The 16,746-nt window shown below is 46.2% G+C and carries 13 protein-coding genes; 5 read left to right on the top strand and 8 right to left on the bottom strand.

The window, feature by feature from the left end; genetic code table 11:
* Window positions 1–157: 157 nt before the first annotated feature.
* From P2W76_RS00190 to P2W76_RS00170, 5 genes are all read right to left on the bottom strand, one after another.
* Complete coding sequence (locus tag P2W76_RS00190) at window positions 158–739, bottom strand: DUF417 family protein (protein ID WP_276345416.1); 582 nt, start codon at window positions 737–739, stop codon at window positions 158–160.
* A complete protein-coding gene (locus tag P2W76_RS00185) occupies window positions 732–1,661 on the bottom strand; it encodes a ClpXP adapter SpxH family protein (RefSeq protein WP_276345415.1) in 930 nt (309 codons plus the stop codon). The genes P2W76_RS00190 and P2W76_RS00185 overlap by 8 nt, the downstream gene beginning before the upstream one ends.
* A gap of 158 nt (window positions 1,662–1,819) precedes the next feature.
* Complete coding sequence (locus tag P2W76_RS00180) at window positions 1,820–2,398, bottom strand: Crp/Fnr family transcriptional regulator (protein ID WP_276345414.1); 579 nt, start codon at window positions 2,396–2,398, stop codon at window positions 1,820–1,822.
* 73 nt (window positions 2,399–2,471) lie between these two features.
* Window positions 2,472–3,728, bottom strand: a complete 1,257-nt coding sequence (locus tag P2W76_RS00175; RefSeq protein ID WP_276345413.1) for a sugar MFS transporter — start codon at window positions 3,726–3,728, stop codon at window positions 2,472–2,474.
* Window positions 3,729–3,751: 23 nt separating this feature from the next.
* Window positions 3,752–4,927, bottom strand: a complete 1,176-nt coding sequence (locus tag P2W76_RS00170) for an AGE family epimerase/isomerase (RefSeq protein WP_276345412.1) — start codon at window positions 4,925–4,927, stop codon at window positions 3,752–3,754.
* Between the two features lie 138 nt (window positions 4,928–5,065).
* On the opposite strand from P2W76_RS00170, the gene P2W76_RS00165 reads away from it, so the two are divergent.
* Window positions 5,066–6,289 (top strand): ROK family transcriptional regulator, encoded by a 1,224-nt coding sequence (locus P2W76_RS00165; RefSeq protein WP_276345411.1) that lies wholly within the window; start codon window positions 5,066–5,068, stop codon window positions 6,287–6,289.
* A 136-nt stretch (window positions 6,290–6,425) separates the two neighbouring features.
* On the opposite strand, the gene P2W76_RS00160 is transcribed toward P2W76_RS00165, so the two are convergent.
* Window positions 6,426–8,681, bottom strand: coding sequence for a cation:proton antiporter (locus P2W76_RS00160; protein ID WP_276345409.1), 2,256 nt, complete (start codon window positions 8,679–8,681; stop codon window positions 6,426–6,428).
* Between the two features lie 225 nt (window positions 8,682–8,906).
* Here P2W76_RS00160 and P2W76_RS00155 point away from each other — a divergent pair, with 225 nt between their 5' ends.
* The 4 genes from P2W76_RS00155 to P2W76_RS00140 all read left to right on the top strand — a co-directional run bounded on the left by P2W76_RS00155 (window position 8,907) and on the right by P2W76_RS00140 (window position 14,737).
* Window positions 8,907–9,467: a helix-turn-helix domain-containing protein gene (locus P2W76_RS00155; protein ID WP_276345407.1), complete on the top strand. Its 561-nt coding sequence runs from the start codon at window positions 8,907–8,909 to the stop codon at window positions 9,465–9,467.
* A 79-nt stretch (window positions 9,468–9,546) separates the two neighbouring features.
* Window positions 9,547–11,961, top strand: a complete 2,415-nt coding sequence (locus P2W76_RS00150; protein WP_276345406.1) for a heavy metal translocating P-type ATPase — start codon at window positions 9,547–9,549, stop codon at window positions 11,959–11,961.
* Between the two features lie 57 nt (window positions 11,962–12,018).
* Entirely contained in the window at window positions 12,019–12,243 is a 225-nt protein-coding gene (locus P2W76_RS00145; RefSeq protein ID WP_276345405.1) for a heavy-metal-associated domain-containing protein, read from the top strand.
* A gap of 115 nt (window positions 12,244–12,358) precedes the next feature.
* On the top strand, window positions 12,359–14,737 hold the full coding sequence (locus P2W76_RS00140; RefSeq protein ID WP_276345403.1) for a penicillin acylase family protein: 2,379 nt from the start codon (window positions 12,359–12,361) through the stop codon (window positions 14,735–14,737).
* A 25-nt stretch (window positions 14,738–14,762) separates the two neighbouring features.
* Here P2W76_RS00140 and P2W76_RS00135 read toward each other — a convergent pair whose 3' ends face one another.
* Entirely contained in the window at window positions 14,763–15,053 is a 291-nt protein-coding gene (locus tag P2W76_RS00135) for a GNAT family N-acetyltransferase (RefSeq protein WP_276345402.1), read from the bottom strand.
* A 500-nt stretch (window positions 15,054–15,553) separates the two neighbouring features.
* Complete coding sequence (locus tag P2W76_RS00130) at window positions 15,554–16,630, bottom strand: ionic transporter y4hA (RefSeq protein ID WP_276345401.1); 1,077 nt, start codon at window positions 16,628–16,630, stop codon at window positions 15,554–15,556.
* Window positions 16,631–16,746 lie beyond the last annotated feature (116 nt).

Genomic DNA, 16,746 nt, shown 5'->3' with positions numbered 1-16,746 from the left:
AAACAAGAAAAAGCATTGATTTCAGTCAATGCTTCGATGTATTATTGCACTTAGCAGCTACACGCAAGAAGCTTTTATCTTCCCGTCGCAGCCTCATCAAAAGAGTTTAGCACCGGCAGGTAGATATGGAACTTACCTGCGGTTTCCGAAACCGGCATCAGGCATTAAACTTCCCACTGCTTTTCAGCTGCAAGTGCATTTTTGCAGCATGCGCCATGGTTGCTACCGAAGCTCCCATCATAATTACGTCTTTTATGACAAGCCGTCCTCCGGCGCTCAGATACGGAACTCCATGCTCTGTATCTCCGAGTGCAGGCACCCAGGTTTCCGGGGTGGTAACAAGGAAAGAAAGCGTAACCAATGACATGATAAATGCCAGGAAACTGCCTATGGCAGACAAGGCAGGGGATATTGGATATAGTGCGATCAGGATGCCGATCAGAACTATATATGCCCCCAGGCCGTAGGAGAAAGCATAGGTATTGTTGTCCTTATGCCATTGAATATTTTCCGGCTTATATTCACCTTCTTTGTTCATGTGCTTTTTATATTCCGGAGCATCATATTTATAGAAAAAGTTCATTGTGGGACTATTGGCCACAAAAGGAACGATCCCTACCGCTTCATATCTGAATGCTTTCAGGCCGCCGATCCAAAGCAGTACTATGACAATTCCCCAACGGGTTAAATGTATTCCGGTATTTTGCAGGCTGGCTGCGTAAGAAAATAATTTATTCATGTTCTTCAATTTTACTCCACAGACTGCCTTTTTTCGAATCGTACCTGGAAATCTTATTTTGTTTGTGTAGTTCTGTTAGAGATGCTTCAGCTTCCGTCAATGATTGAGCACTTAGCACTGCAGCTTCTTTCGTGGTTAATGTTGGATAATACCCGAACAAACTGCTGATCGAAGTGTCGACACTCTTTTTAACGGCCTCAGGGATTAGTTTTAGCAATGCTTGTTCATAAACCTCATAGGGCTTCGATCCGTACACTTTAAACCGGTTGTCATCTTTATCGGTAAAGAAGATGGTCGGAAACCCTCTTACACCCAGTTGACGTCCCAAATCAAGGTCGTCTTCAAACGCCGTATTTGCTGCCCCGTCGAAATCAGTTTTAAATTGGGTAATATCCAATCCACTGACTATGGCTGCTTCCCGCAAGTGCTCCCATCTTGAAATATTTTTCTTTTCCAGAAAAACCATCTCTTTTATTTTTCTCAAGAAGTCATCTGCTTTGTCTGTCCCCTGCATCTGAGCCGCTTTGAAAGCAATAGACGGAGGGTAAGAAGAATCCAGGGGGTCTTCCAGCCAGAGGTCTCCGTCAATAGGCATTTCGTAATAATCACTTGCCTCGTCCCAATGCACCGCCACGTCTGCAGGGTTGCCTACATCGCTCCCGCCATAGCTGTCCCAGCTTTTAAGGAGGCCGCCGGTACGGTAGTCTATCTCAAAGTAGTCACCATACTCCAGCTTAAGTTTTCGTAACTGTGGTTCAATGCCCCAGCAAGACGAACATATCGGGTCTGTAAAATACAGTAACCTGATTTTATCCGCTGTAGCAGAAATGTCGGTTGACTGGGTGGTGTTTTCCGATACTGGAATTTCGCATAGGCCAGTCTCAGTATCACATGTCATTGGGTTTATTTTATTTTCTTCCATCTTTTTTCAGTTTTTGACTGGGGCGTGTATCCTACCGGACACCGCTGTCGTTTGCTTATAAGTAATAAACAAAGTTACGCCGGGCAGGAAGCCGGGCCCTTGCTTCCAGGCAAGAAAAACCATTGACTTTGGTCAACGATCCGGTACCGGAAGCCTATTTATTTCGAGAGGATCCTGCGCCTGATGCGGCTCAGTGTTTCCGGAGTGAGCCCCATGTAAGAGGCGATCATGTGCTGTGGCACACGTTGCACAATGTCAGGATAGATTGCTATGAAATTTGAATAGCGTTCTTCAATAGGTGAACTGATTATAGACGTCAGCCGCCTTTGCATAGCAAGATATGCATTTGTAATGTTCAGCCTGGTAAAGGTTTCATATTTAGGAAATTTCACCAATAGCTCTTCGTGTGCAGCTTTGTTTATAAGCACTAATTCAGAATCCTCTATGGCGTCGATATTATAAGTAGCAGGCTCCCCTGTCAGGAAGCTGTAGAGATCGGCAATGATCCAGCCTTCCAGGGCAAACTGAATAATGTGTTCATTGCCATTGTCGTCAACAGAGTACGATTTCAGCGCGCCCTTTTCGATGAACGCAATGTTTTTACAAATATCTCCATCCTGCAGCAGGTATTGCTTTTTACGAATTTTCTTAGGGCTGAGGTAGTTTTTGATCAATGCTTCCTCTTCAGCCGTAAGCGCCACCTTGCTGTTGAAATTTCGAAAGAATGATTCGTACATAAACCGGTCTGATAAAGGGTGCAATTACGAAGGTAATAATTCTTTATTCGTGCGAATAAAGATTTGGATTATATTACCCCTGCTCTTCCTTCAGTTTTCCCTTATAGCCGTTGATCCCATAAAATAAAATGTAGGCATAACATATCAAAGGCAAGGCAAAAGCTATCTCCCACGAATACTCGTCGATCAATACACCCTGAATATAAGATATGATAGCTCCGCCTACTATCGCAGTGGATAGTATCCCGGATGCTTTGGTTGTATAAGAACCTAAACCCTGAACCGAAAGTGAAAAGATAATTGCGAACATGATAGAATTACACAATCCAACTCCCAGCATGGTGTAGACTGACAGATATCCCGTAGTATTAATCGAAATACCGATAAACAGGAGAGCCGCAACCGCACAGAACGTTAGAACCTTTGATGGCTGAATATAGTTCAATACCAGAGACCCTATGAACCGTCCCACAAGCATGCTTCCCCAGTATACAGAAACATAGGTATTAGCTTCGCTTTCGGCGATGTTGATCTTAGCTGAGATATAATTTGTGAGGAAGGTGCCTATAGCTACTTCCGCACCTACATAAAAGAATATGGCCCAGGCACCGAATTTGAGGTTCCGGAATGAGAATATACTTTTTGTCTCTTGAGAGCCGGCCGTGCCAGGTACGGATGCAGGTTTTATAGCAGGGAGTTTGAGCCGGAAGACAACAAATGCTATAAACAGCAGGAAGAAAGCGATGAATAAATAAGGGTATTTCACCGCATCGCTTGAAGCATGTGATTCCTTAAAACCTGCCAGTATAAAATAAGCACCAAAAATAGGAGCAGTAGTTGTGCCTATTGAACCGATCCCCTGTATCAGGGTTAACCGTGAAGATGCGGTACGGGCCGGGCCCAACACGGTTATATAAGGATTCGCTGCAACCTGAAGCAAAACAATTCCAATTGCTATGATGAACAGCGCACCCAGGAAAAGATAGTATTGGTTCAATATAGCTGCAGGAAAAAAGAGCAGCGCACCGATAGCAGCAATGAAAAAGCCCAAAACCATCCCATGCTTAAAACCTATTTTTTCAACTATTCGCCCGGCGGGAATCGACATCACTCCATAAGTTAAGAAGAAGTAGAACTGTACAAGCGACGACTGTGCATAGGTGAGTGTGAAGCCCATCTTAAAGAACGGCACCAGTGTATCATTCAGGACAGTAATAAAGCCCATCATGAAATACAGCACAGCCATTGCGATAAGCGCCGGCGTATAATTGTATTGAACGGATGCGGAATCGTTGGCAACAACCGTGTTGCCTGTTGGAACTATAGCCATATTATAAAGTGGGAAGCGCTAATTTATTTCTTTTTGTTATCGATCATGTCCAGCAGTTTATATGCCTGGTATAAGGATCTCGGAACATGAAAGCAACCTTTCCATTTGCCGCCTTTAAGAGGTAAAAGAACCTCACCCTTCCGGTTCAGATAGCCAAACCACTCACCGTGTTCCTGATCAGGAAAGCGTGCCCAGGTGTATGCATGTAGTTTCTCAAACCACGCCCAGCAGCGCTCGTCGCCGGTATGGTAATAAGCTTTCAGCATACAAACGATAGCTTCGGCATGAACCCACCATAACTTCTGATCCCATTCCAGTTGCTGCGGCGGGTGCCCCTTGATGTCAAGGAAATAAAATATACCGCCTTCTTTCTTGTCCCAGCCAAAGTCCATAATGTTCAGGCTGATATCCGTAGCTTTTCGTATCAATTTTACGTCGCCCGTCCGCTCTGCCAGGGCCATTATAAACCACATTGCTTCAAGCCCGTGCCCCGGATTGACCAGCCGGCCTTCGAATGAATCTGAAAATTTTCCTTCAGGAGTAACGTTTTCAAGCAAGAGACCGCTGTCTTCCTGGTAGAATACATTCATTACGGTATGGATACCCTGTGAAATGGTCGTTTCCACCAGCTGAGGTTCCAATATATGTTCGATCTCCAGGACCAGGTTTGAAAGTATCATTGGGAGAGAAAAGCTTTGCAAAGGCCTGGTGCCCGGGTAAGCCTTTGTATATTTCCCTTTGGGATTGTCCTGGCGTGACAGGATGTTGAAAAACGTAGTCTTTGCTATATCGGCATATTCCTGGTTGCCGGAAGCTTTCGCCAGCTGGGCGAAAGCCATGGAAGCAAAGCAATCTGAAAAGATGTTATAAGCCTGAATAAGAGGCTTGCCCTCACGGGTAAGCGAAAAATACCAGTTACCTTCGTCATCCCGGCCATGCTTCTTTAAAAATTCAGCACCCTGAACAGCGAAATCCAGCCATTCCTGCTTTTTCTCGACCTGGTTATAAAGCATGGCAAAGCACCATACTTCACGGCACTGCAGCCAGACAAATTTATCGGTGTCAAACACTTTTCCGGTGGTGTCCAGGCAGGTATAATAACCGCCGAATTCTTTGTCAGGAGAGTTCTTCATCCAGAATGGAATGACGTCATCCAAAAGGTTATTCCTGTATAAGCTGCTGTATTCCTTTATTTCCATTTTTTTGTTTCTAGTCTAATCTTTTCAAAAACCAGTCTGGCGCGTTTTAAATTTGCAGACGCTTAATCAAACTTATTAAATATTTTTAATAAGTTACGCTAAGAATAATAATTTTGTTAATATTATAACAGAGTGTCCATGGGAAAATCGTTTTTCGAAGAACTAAGCAGCAAGGAAGTTACCGGTGTCGCATATAAGAACGTTAATTTAAAAAAATTGATCATCTCTTATTTTGCTGACAACGGGAATACAACCATAGCTGATGTTTGCAAAGAACTGAATCTAAGCATTCCTAAGGTAAATAACCTTATCGGCGACCTGATTAGTGAGGGTTTGGTGCAGGACTATGGGAAGGTTGATTCCTCAGGAGGACGAAGGCCGAGCATTTACGGTCTCGTGGCTGATTCCGCTTTTTTTATCGGCGTTGATGTAAAGCAGTCTCATATAAACATGGGGCTCGCTGATTTTAAAAACACCATTTTAAAAGTGGCAAAGAGTCCCTATACACTGGCAAATAACCGGGAGTCGCTTGACAACTTATGTTTTCTCATCAATGAGTTTGTTAATGGGCTGGGTATATCAAAGGAAAAGATTTTAGGAGTGGGCGTGAATTTATCAGGCAGGATCAATCATTCGACAGGTTACAGCTATAGTTTTTTCTACTTTGACGAGCAGCCTCTTACCGTGCTGATAGAAAATCAAATTGGAATTCCTGTTTTCCTGGAAAATGATTCCCGGGCGATGGCTTACGGAGAATTTAACCAGGGAGGCTTAAGCAAGACGAATGATGCCCTTTTCCTAAACCTCGACTACGGCATCGGTATGGGTATTTTACTGAACGGGGAACTTTTCTACGGTAAGTCGGGTTACGCCGGGGAGTTTGGCCATATGCCCGTCTTTGAGAATGAGATCATTTGTCATTGCGGTAAAAAAGGCTGCCTTGAAACCGAAGCTTCGGGATGGGCCCTGGTCAGGATGTTCAGGGAAAAGATTAAAGCAAGTTCGTCTACACTCATTACGAAGCAGAAGATCAAGCCTGATGAGATTACCATGGCCGACATCATTCAGGCGGCAAAAGATGACGATGTTTTGGCAATTGAATTAATTGCCGAGATCGGCACAAAACTGGGCAAGGGGATAGCTTTGCTTATTAACCTTTTTAATCCCGGGATCATCATACTTGGTGGCAGACTTTCTCTAACGGGAGATTACCTCCGGCTGCCCATCAAGAGTGCCATGAATAAATATTCTTTAAGCCTGGTCAGTAATGATACACAGCTGGTCATCTCAAAATTGGGTGAGCAGGGCGGCCTCGTGGGCGCCTGTTTATTGGTCAGGGACCGGGTATTGTCTTTAATCTGAAGATACTTGTCTGCTCCTTAAGGTTTTCTTTAATACGCTGGGTAGATTTTAATTAATACCCTCATGTCCTTCTCCCAGCATATATCTAAGCACAGCAAGCAACCGAAAACGGGAATATAAACAGTTAGATCAGGCTTTAATGTTTGCTCAACTGCTGGATCTTCTTTTTATGGCCAACCACCCATAAAATGTCGCCCCACTCCAGTACAGTGGCAGAATCAGGGTTTAAAATCCGTTCGTTTCCGCGTTGAATGCCGATCACCAAACCGTCGGTACGCTCGCGCAGCCCCGAATGGCGTATATCCTTTCCTTTCAATTGTGTATGCTCGTTAACCAATATTTTCTGAAGAACTATATTTTCAATATCAATTCCGTCCAGGCCATTTGTTTCAGACGCATCGAAAACCAGTTTGAATGGTGGCAGCTGTTCATCGGTAGCTATAATCCCTACACGGTCAAACGGCATTATCCTGCTGTTGCGGTCCGGAACATGCATCAATCTGTCGCCGCGTTTGATATAAGCGATGTTAACCCCAAACTGTTCGCGCCACCCGATTTCCATCAGCGATTTACCAATATATTCAGCATGCGGGTTAACCTCCATTTCTACAATATGGGCATCCCAGGGCACCAGGTCCGATTGCAGATCTGCATTGGTATCCGAGGCGCCATTTGTTGCGGCGGCAGTTTCCCGGGCATTCAGGTTCGTAATAAACCGGCCTTCTATCCGCTGATACAGGCTTTGTATCCTTTTAGAGAAAAGTACCAGCACCAGGATAATAATAGGCGTTATTATTAAGAGGGCGACCTGCGTGGAGACTAAGTTGTCAACCCAGAAGGCTATGATCAGCACACCCAACAGCACCCGCACGATCTCGATGATCAGCAGCGGCCCGCGGTTATATTTCTTTTCCAGCCACAGTTCTTTATAGGCCATATTATTAGGCCTTTTGGTCATGAAAGCCCATAAGAAAGGTGCCGCAGCTCCTAAGGAGATAATAAGTACGATTGCGCTTCTCCACCTGTCATCAGCAACATGCTGCTTGACAAATGGGTCTACGAAGTTTAAAGAAAGCAGCACCAGCGCTATTATCAGAATACCATTGGTGAGGGCAATATTCGTATAAGATTTTATCACTATTTTAAAATCACTTTCTGCCTGAAGGCTTTCAGCGCCCGATGAATACCGGTTAAGTTTATTAACCCATTTGTCGGGAAGTACCCTGGCAATGAAATTATAAAAGGGCTCCGAATACTTGATCATGTACGGTGTGGTGAAGGTGGTGATGGCAGAGGCCCCCACGGCAATCGGAAAGAGGAAGGGCGAGATCACGCCCAGCGACAGTCCGAGCGTAGCAACTATAAAAGCGAACTCGCCAATCTGCGCCATACTCATTCCCACCTGCACTGCGGGCTTCAATGCCTGTCCTGAAAGTAAAGCTCCTAAGGTGGTGCTGAACAATTTTCCGAACAAGGTAAGTAAGGTCACCCACAGAATAGGCCAGGCGTTTTCAACCATCGCAGCGGGATCTATCATCATCCCTACCGAAACAAAGAATATTGCTCCAAAAAGGTCCTTAACTGGCTTAATGAGATGTTCTACTTTCTCCGCAGAGGTTGTTTCTGCTATTATCGAGCCCATAACAAAGGCTCCAAGTTCGGCTGAAAAGCCAACCTGTGTGGCCAGCACCACCATCCCCAGGCAAAGGCCTAAAGAAAGGATAAGAAGGGTTTCTCCATCCAGCAGCTTTTTTGCTTTTCTCAGGAATGTAGGTAAAAGGAATATTCCGGCTATAAACCAGATGGCTAAAAAGAATAATAGTTTAAAAACGGTGAAAGCCATCTCAGTACCCTCAAACTGGCTGGTAACAGCCATGGTAGATAGCAACACCATTAACAAGATCACCACGATATCTTCAACGATCAGCACGCCAAACACGATCCCCGCGTACCGCCTGGTTTTTACGCCCAGTTCGTCAAAGGCGCGGAGTATAATCGTGGTTGAAGAACTGGCCAGCATACCCCCCAGGAAAAGACTGTCCATCGTGCTCCAGCCCAATAATTTCCCCAGGAAATAACCTGCCACAGTGATGAAGACAATCTCCACGGTGGCCGTTATAGAGGCTGTGCCGCCAACACCCATTAACTTTTTAAAACTGAATTCCAGCCCCAGGCTGAACAAAAGAAATATAACCCCTATCTCGGCCAGTGTGTCGATGTTTTGAAGGTCAGCAACCGTTGGCACAAGGTCAAAATACGGCCCCACCAAAAAGCCTGCAATTATATAGCCTAACACCAATGGCTGCTTTATACGCTTAAATATCAGGGTGACGATGGCGCCAGCCATTAATATCAAAGCTAAATCGGCAATCAGGTTAGGAAGGTGACCCATGTATTGTATTTGTGTTAGTGGTAAATGCCCGGAATATGCGTATTGTCGCTAAAATATTAAAAAAATAAGATAAATCCGGCGCTTTATTGAGGTTTTTGGTCACGGATTTGTAAATCAGGCTGCCCCGGAAATGCGGGTTGGCAGGGTAATTTTGTAACTTTGGAGGAGAGAGCTTTGGAGAAAGGTGAAAATCGGCACACGCTTCTCTGAACTACAAACGAACGTATGAAACTCTATATCAAAAACATGGTATGCAACCGTTGCAAAATGGTTGTAAAATCTGAATTAGAAAAAGCCGGGCTTGAACCCGTTTCGGTGGAGTTGGGTGAGGTCCAGGTTAAGGAGGATACGATCGACGGTGTAAAAGACCAGCTGCTCGAAAGCCTCCAGTCATTGGGCTTCGACCTGATTGATGATAAACGGAGCCGCATCATCGAAAAGATAAAGAATGTGATCATTGACCAGGTCCACCATCACGATAATCATGCGAAGAATAATCTCTCCGATGTGTTGTCAGCCGAACTGCATTATGATTATAACTATCTTTCCAATCTCTTTTCTGAAGTAGAGGGAACTACTATCGAGAAATATTTCATCGCCCAGAAGATTGAAAAGGTCAAGGAATTGCTGGTTTATGATGAGCTTACTCTGAGTGAGATCGCTTTCCGCCTTAACTACTCCAGTGTGGCCTACCTGAGCAACCAGTTCAAAAAGGTTACCGGGCTTACTCCAAGCCACTTCAGGCAGGTAGGACGGAATAAAAGAAAGACATTGGACGAAGTGTAAATCTTACAAATCAATCGCTGAATAGCGCAAAGTTGTCCCCTCTTTTCTGCTCATCTTTGTATTAATAAAAATATACATTATGGCAGCTAACAATAAGCAAACAATATTCCTTCCGCTGGAAGATGTTGACAGCGAACATTGCGCATTAATTGTAGACAAGGGGCTTTCACAGGTTGGGGGGATAGAAACCCACCAGGTCGAGCTGAATAACCGCCGGGCCGCGATTACGGTGAGTGATGCGAATGCTGTACCCCAGGCAATTAAAGCGATCAAGGATTTGGGATATGGGGTAACAACGGTAAAACATTCTTTCCCCGTATTGAACATGACCTGTGCTTCCTGTGCGGTAAGTGCTGAAAGTACCATAAACTCTGTAGAGGGAGTTGTCAGTGCATCTGTTAATTATGCCAATGCAACCCTCACGGTAGAATACCTTCCTAACATGACTAATGCTGCCGCGCTGCAAAAGGCATTGCAGTCTATTGGCTATGATCTGCTGATCGAAGAAGAATCCGTACAGCAGGAAACCCTGGAAGCGATCCATGAAAAGAAATTCCGCGCATTAAAGCAAAAGACCATTTGGTCAATCATCCTGTCTCTTCCGGTGGTAGTTATCGGGATGTTCTTTATGGATATTCCTTATGCTAATGAAATTATGTGGCTGTTCTCTACCCCCGTTGTACTGTGGTTAGGCAGGGACTTCTTTGTAAACGCCTGGAAGCAGGCAAAGCACCGCTCTGCCAACATGGATACCCTTGTGGCCCTGAGCACGGGAATAGCTTATGTTTTTAGTGTGTTTAATATGCTGTTTGCTGATTTCTGGCACCAGCATGGATTGCATGCCCACGTATATTTTGAAGCAGCAGCTGTTATTATTGCATTTATCCTTTTAGGTAAACTGCTCGAGGAACGGGCCAAAGGAAATACCTCATCAGCGATCAAAAAGTTAATGGGACTGCAGCCTAAAACCGTTATTGTTATCGGGGCTGATGGGATTGAACAGCAAACGGCAATTGAGGATGTAAAAAAGGGCGATGTTATACTGGTTAAACCGGGCGAGAAGATTGCTGTCGATGGTATGGTCATTTCCGGCGACTCTTATGTTGACGAAAGTATGCTAAGCGGCGAGCCGCTGCCCGTGCAGAAAACTGAAAATGAAAAGGTGTTTGCAGGAACCATCAATCAGAAAGGCAGTTTCCGCTTCAAGGCCGTGAAGGTGGGTAAGGAAACCATGCTCGCCCAGATCATTAAAATGGTGCAGGATGCACAGGGGAGTAAGGCCCCGGTGCAAAAGCTGGTCGATAAAATAGCCGGTATCTTCGTACCGGTGGTTATAGGCATTGCTGTTCTCACACTCATCTTATGGATCATATTGGGAGGCGACAACGGTACAGTTCACGGCCTGCTCGCAGCAGTCACCGTGCTTGTTATTGCCTGTCCCTGTGCATTGGGGCTTGCCACTCCGACCGCTATTATGGTGGGCGTGGGTAAAGGAGCTGAGAAAGGCATCCTGATCAAAGATGCGGAAAGCCTTGAGCTGGCAAAAAAGATCGATGTCATTATTTTGGATAAGACCGGAACAATTACCGAAGGCCGGCCGGAAGTTGCCGGCAGCAAGTGGCTTGGAGGAGACGATACCGCAAAACCCGTTCTTTTAAGCCTGGAAAAGCGATCAGAACATCCTCTGGCTGATGCTATAGTAAATAACCTTGACGGCGCCGAGATAGTTTCTTTGTCATCTTTTGATAGCATCACCGGTAAGGGGGCTAAAGCCACATATCAGGATGAAAGTTATTTTGCAGGGAACAAAGCGCTTCTGGCTGAAAATAATATCACGGTTTCCGCCGAACTGCAGCAACAGGCTGATGAGTGGGGCAAAGAATCTAAAACCGTTATCTGGTTTGCAAATAGTAAGGAAGCGCTGGCAGTATTTGCAATCTCTGATAAGATCAAGGAAACCTCAGTGGCCGCCATCCGGCAAATGCACGAAATGGGCATAGAACTTTATATGCTCACGGGCGATAATGAAGCCACAGCCAAAGCTATCGCCAGTCAAACGGGCTTAAAACATTATAAAGCAGAAGTTCTGCCGCAGCAGAAGGCCGACTTTGTAAAGGAACTGCAGCGTCAGGGTAAAACAGTAGCCATGGTCGGTGACGGGATCAACGACAGCACCGCACTGGCAACGGCAGATGTGAGTATAGCAATGGGTAAGGGAAGTGATATCGCTATGGATGTCGCTAAAATGACGATCATCTCATCCGATCTGTCCAGGATTCCGGAAGCTATCAAGCTATCGAAGCAAACCGTTGCCACCATTAAGCAGAACCTGTTCTGGGCGTTTATATACAACCTGATCGGTATCCCCCTGGCAGCAGGTATTCTTTATCCGGTCAACGGCTTCCTGCTTAATCCGATGATAGCGGGGGCGGCAATGGCTTTGAGTAGTGTCAGCGTAGTAACGAATAGCCTGAGGTTGAAGTGGAAGAAGTGATGACAGAGCGAACTCCGGCAGTCAGAACAAAAAATAAAAAAACTAAAAAATAGAAAAATGGAAAATAACAATCAGAACTTCAAGTTCAAAACGAACATCAATTGCGGCGGCTGTATTGCCAACGTAAAGCCGCATCTCGACAATGCAGACGGGATTGACAAATGGGAAGTGGACATCGCAGATAAAGAAAAGATCCTTACTGTGAAGTCGGACGGGATCAGCGAGCAGGAAATAATAGAAACAGTGCAGAAAGCGGGTTATAAAATCGAGCCGCTTCCCTGATCCGTTCGTCTGATGCGGGATGCTTTGCGTAAGACTGATCTTTTCGGGTCGCTTTAGTTGAAGCAGGAATTGGCAGAAAGTGTTGAGATGATTACCTTTCTGAAAATTCATGCAAATGGTACGTAATCCTACATCGCGTTTTAAAATACTGTTCTCGCTTCTATGTGCTGCTGGTATGTCTGTCTACGCTCAGCCCGGCAGCACCATAAACATTCCAGGTTTGCAATTACCCGTAGAGGTTCTGCGTGATAAATGGGGCGTAAACCATATCTATGCATCCAACCAGCACGATCTCTTTTTTGTTCAGGGCTACCTGGCGGCAAAAGACCGGCTGTTTCAGTTCGAGATATGGAGAAGGCAGGCTACCGGAACAGTGTCTGAGCTTACAGGTCCGTCAGAACTAAAGCGCGATATCGGAGCACGTTTATTCAGGTACCGCGGCGATCTTGATAAAGAGCTGAACTATTACCATCAGGACGGCAAAGCGATTATAGAGGCGTACACGGATGGTGTCAACAGTTATATTGATGAGGTCGTTAAAAACCCTGAGCTGCTTCCGCAAGAGTTTAAGATGCTCGGCATTAAGCCCGGTAAATGGACGCCGGATGTAGTGGTTTCACGCCATCAGGGTTTAAAGGGTAATGTCAGCAAGGAACTCGATATGGGCCTGGCGGTTGCAAAAGTGGGCGAGCAAAAGGTAAAAGGGCTGGCTTGGTTACATCCCAAAGAGCCCGATCTGCGTTTAGATCCCTCGATCACCAAAGAGATGCTGTCTGCAAACATCCTGGAAGTTTATAACCGCTTCCACAGTGCATTTCCCTATTCCGCCCTGAAGCTTGCTGTGCCATTTGGCAGCGCTATCGAGCCACTGGAAGAAGGCGCGGAGGGAAGCAATAACTGGATCGTCAGCGGCAGCAAAACCCAAAGTGGCTACCCCATCCTGGCGAATGACCCGCACAGGGCTATCAGCCTGCCATCCCTGCGGTATATGGCACACCTCAACGCACCGGGCTGGAATGTTATCGGCGGGGGTGAGCCGGTTATCCCGGGTATAAGTATCGGCCACAATGATTTTGGTGCCTGGGGACTAACGATCTTCCAGACCGACAGTGAAGATCTGATGGTTTATGATCTGAATCCCGCCAACCCCGGCCAGTATAAATACAAAGGAACGTGGAGGGATATGGAGGAGATCCATGAAACGATTCCTGTCAAAGGAAGCGCGGATACGGCTATAGCCCTATTGTTTACAGTTCATGGTCCGGTAACCTATGTCGACTCTTTACGCAATAAAGCTTATGCTGTCCGGTGCGGCTGGCTGGAACCGGGAGGCGCCCCGTACCTGGCCTCACTGAGGTACAACCAGGCTAAGAACTGGAACCAGTTCCGGAAAGGCACAAAATACAGCAACCTCCCCGGCGAGAACATGATATGGGCCGATAAAAAGGGCAATATCGGCTGGCAAGTGGTGGGAATAACACCTTTGAGAAAAAACTTCAGCGGCCTGGTGCCTGTTCCTGGCGACGGACGTTTTGAATGGGATGGATACCTGAATATCAAGAAGCGCCCTCATACCTACAACCCTGAAAGCGGGTTTTTTGCCACTGCCAACCAGAATGTTACCCCGGATACATACCGGATTTGGGAAGGGATAGGTTATACCTGGGCAGACCCCTTCAGGGGCGACCGTATTAACGAGGTACTGGCGGCTGACAATAAGATCGACGTAGATAAAACTGCAGCCCTTCAAACCGACTATCTTTCTATTCCTGCCAGAACCCTGGTGCCCATGCTGAGCGGGCTTCGTTTCAAATCGGAACTCTCGCAGCGCGCACAAGAGCAGTTCAAAGGATGGGATTTTGTACTGGATGGAAGCTCGATAGCTGCCGCAATTTATGCGATGTGGGAGCGCCGGATCGATTCAGAATCAAATGCCAGGTTTGTGCCGCAGGATATAAAGAGCCTGGTAAACGTGCAACTAAGCAAAACCCTGTCCTGGATCAGGTCGCCCGACCAACGCTTTGGCGCAGCTCCAGAGCAGGGAAGAAATGATTTTTTATCACAAACATTTGAGCTGGCGGTTAATGACCTTAAAGCCAAGCTGGGCGACGATATTTCGAAATGGCAATATGGACAGGAAAGATATAAGCATGCAGCCCTGAACCATCCCCTCAACTCTATTCTCCCGCTTAGTTTGAAGGAAAAGTACAACATTGCAGCCTTGCCCCGGGGCGGCAATGGCCACACGCCGAATTCGACGGGCGCAGCCGACCGGCAGACCTCAGGCGCCAGCTTCAGGCTGATCGCTGACTTGTCGGACTGGGATAAAGCCCTAATGATCAATTCGCCCGGTCAATCCGCAGATCCGGAGAGTAAATACTATAAGAACCTGTTTGAGCTATGGGCGAATAATCAGTATTTCCCGGCATTCTTCAGCAAGGAGAAAATTATGGAAGCTACTGATGCACGAACCGTTTTTGAACCGGTCAAATGACCACGAGGGAGCGTTTAGCGGTCTATTAGCTTTTCCATAAATCCGCATATTCTTCCGGATGGCGTTTGAACTGTGCGTGAACAAAAGCACAGAGCGGCTTTACTTTAAGCTGGTTTTTTCGGGCATGCTCCACCATCGCCGCCAGGAGCTTTTTAGCCAGACTCCGGCCTTCGCCTTTAGGTGAAACTTCCGTGTGATATACTGTCAGATCGCTTCCTGCGATACTGATCACCATTTCTGCGAGTTGTTCATCACCTTCAGATATGGAAAATTTACCATAGCCTTTGTCGTCGAAAGTTAGTTTTACGTTGTCCATAGGAGTGTGGTGGTTTAGTTATAGATTAAGGTAAGGAAATAATTTGTCTATTCCCGCCTCGTGCCGGCGGAGGGGCACTTACTTTTTGCTATAGGTCAAAAAGTAAGCAAAAACCCCAGCGCTGCGTCTGCTGCTTCGGACGGCACAGCTGGGGCCTGAATTGTGCAAGCCGCACCAGCCGATGCGAATGAAAAAGGTGAACGGAGATGCTGTGCTTGGGCCTTAGAAACGTACCTAACGTCGAGCTGGCGTAGAGGTGCTGGCGTTACGGCCCGCTGGGCATACGAGTATACAAACGGGCCTCGCATCGTATGTTTTAGTGCCGATACACTTACGGTGGGTAACAAACATTAATTCATCTTCTGTCACTGCAAGTTGCAGAACTCGCCCTCCTGAGATTTGCAACAAATATCAGGAAGGTGCGGCTCTTTTGCTTACTTTTCCAGCTGCAGGGAAAAGTAAGTGCCTCCTCCGCCGGCACGAGGCGGGCATAATCCCTTTTATGGATATATCATTAAAAATATAAACGCAAACAAGTTAACCAGCAACACCACTCCGTAAACAATATTTGATTTCCCGCTGCTTAGCGACAGCATCACGATAAATACAGAAAGACCGAGAAGAACGATAGATTTTATATCCAGACCTAAAATGACGGGCATGTTCATCAGGAGACAAACGATTGCTACGGCAGGTATGGTCAGGCCGATACTTGCAAGGGCCGAGCCGAGCGACAGGTTTATACTTGTCTGGAGCCTGTTTTTCCTTGCAGCAATAATCGCGGCAATAGCTTCAGGCAGCAGGATGATCGCGGCGATCACAACCCCCACCAATGATTTTGGCAAGCTATAGCTTGTTATAATGCTCTCGATGGTTGGAGAAAGGGTTTTAGCAAGCAGTACAACTATGCCAAGGCTAATGATAAGGAAGGCCAGGCTGGTAATGAACACGCTGTTGCTGATCTGGATTGGCTCGGCTGCTTCTTCGTTCTCATCAGCGCCAATGGTCAGGAAGTATTGCCGGTACCTTCTGGTTTGGGCAAAGAGAAATGCAGAATAAATAATAAGACAGGCAATGGAAGCGAATACAAGCTGCGGCATGGAATAATAAGATCCGGAAACGCTTTCAGTAAAAGTTGGGAATACCAGGGTAAACACCAGGATGGAAACCAGCGAAACCAGGGCAATAGTTACAGATGATGCGGAGAAATTCTGTTCATAATGTTTTAGCCCCCCGATAAGCAGGCATAGTCCGATAATACCATTTAGAATAAGCATTGTTGCTGCAAATACGGTGTCTCTTGCTAAAGAAGCCGCCGCCGGTCCTTCAGACATCATCAGCGACACGATAATCGACACCTCGATGACGGTAATAGAGACAGCCAGTATGATGGTTCCATAAGGCTCGCCCACGCGCTCTGCAATTATTTCGGAGTGGTGAACGGCCGACATCACACTGAGGATAAGCAGTACGCTTGCTACTATTTGAAAAAGGCTGCTGTCAGATACAAGGCCTGTAAAAAATAAGATCCAGGCCAGTACCGGAATAATTGTCGTCCATTGAACTAATAACTTCATCTTTCTGATTTAAGTGATATCTAACAGGTATTATCTTATCGTTGCAGGGGCCGAACCAATCTGCTGATGTGAGTTTGCGGCACGAGCTGCAAGCGCATGCCAGTGAGTCTTGAAAG

The sequence above is a fragment of the Daejeonella sp. JGW-45 genome, assembly GCF_029360805.1.
Taxonomy (GTDB): domain Bacteria; phylum Bacteroidota; class Bacteroidia; order Sphingobacteriales; family Sphingobacteriaceae; genus Daejeonella.
The sequence above is the reverse complement of the archived record's forward strand: the minus strand, read 5'-3'. Positions and strand labels throughout refer to the sequence as shown.

What these genes read in the sequence shown, in the direction of transcription:
- P2W76_RS00160 (WP_276345409.1), bottom strand. Translation starts at nt 8,681, where the DNA reads ATGGGTCACCTTCCTAACCTGATTGCCGATTTAGCTTTGATATTAATG.
- P2W76_RS00150 (WP_276345406.1), top strand. Translation starts at nt 9,547, where the DNA reads ATGGCAGCTAACAATAAGCAAACAATATTCCTTCCGCTGGAAGATGTT.
- P2W76_RS00185 (WP_276345415.1), bottom strand. Translation starts at nt 1,661, where the DNA reads ATGGAAGAAAATAAAATAAACCCAATGACATGTGATACTGAGACTGGC.
- P2W76_RS00140 (WP_276345403.1), top strand. Translation starts at nt 12,359, where the DNA reads ATGGTACGTAATCCTACATCGCGTTTTAAAATACTGTTCTCGCTTCTA.
- P2W76_RS00135 (WP_276345402.1), bottom strand. Translation starts at nt 15,053, where the DNA reads ATGGACAACGTAAAACTAACTTTCGACGACAAAGGCTATGGTAAATTT.
- P2W76_RS00130 (WP_276345401.1), bottom strand. Translation starts at nt 16,630, where the DNA reads ATGAAGTTATTAGTTCAATGGACGACAATTATTCCGGTACTGGCCTGG.
- P2W76_RS00170 (WP_276345412.1), bottom strand. Translation starts at nt 4,927, where the DNA reads ATGGAAATAAAGGAATACAGCAGCTTATACAGGAATAACCTTTTGGAT.
- P2W76_RS00165 (WP_276345411.1), top strand. Translation starts at nt 5,066, where the DNA reads ATGGGAAAATCGTTTTTCGAAGAACTAAGCAGCAAGGAAGTTACCGGT.
- P2W76_RS00190 (WP_276345416.1), bottom strand. Translation starts at nt 739, where the DNA reads ATGAATAAATTATTTTCTTACGCAGCCAGCCTGCAAAATACCGGAATA.
- P2W76_RS00175 (WP_276345413.1), bottom strand. Translation starts at nt 3,728, where the DNA reads ATGGCTATAGTTCCAACAGGCAACACGGTTGTTGCCAACGATTCCGCA.
- P2W76_RS00180 (WP_276345414.1), bottom strand. Translation starts at nt 2,398, where the DNA reads ATGTACGAATCATTCTTTCGAAATTTCAACAGCAAGGTGGCGCTTACG.
- P2W76_RS00155 (WP_276345407.1), top strand. Translation starts at nt 8,907, where the DNA reads ATGAAACTCTATATCAAAAACATGGTATGCAACCGTTGCAAAATGGTT.
- P2W76_RS00145 (WP_276345405.1), top strand. Translation starts at nt 12,019, where the DNA reads ATGGAAAATAACAATCAGAACTTCAAGTTCAAAACGAACATCAATTGC.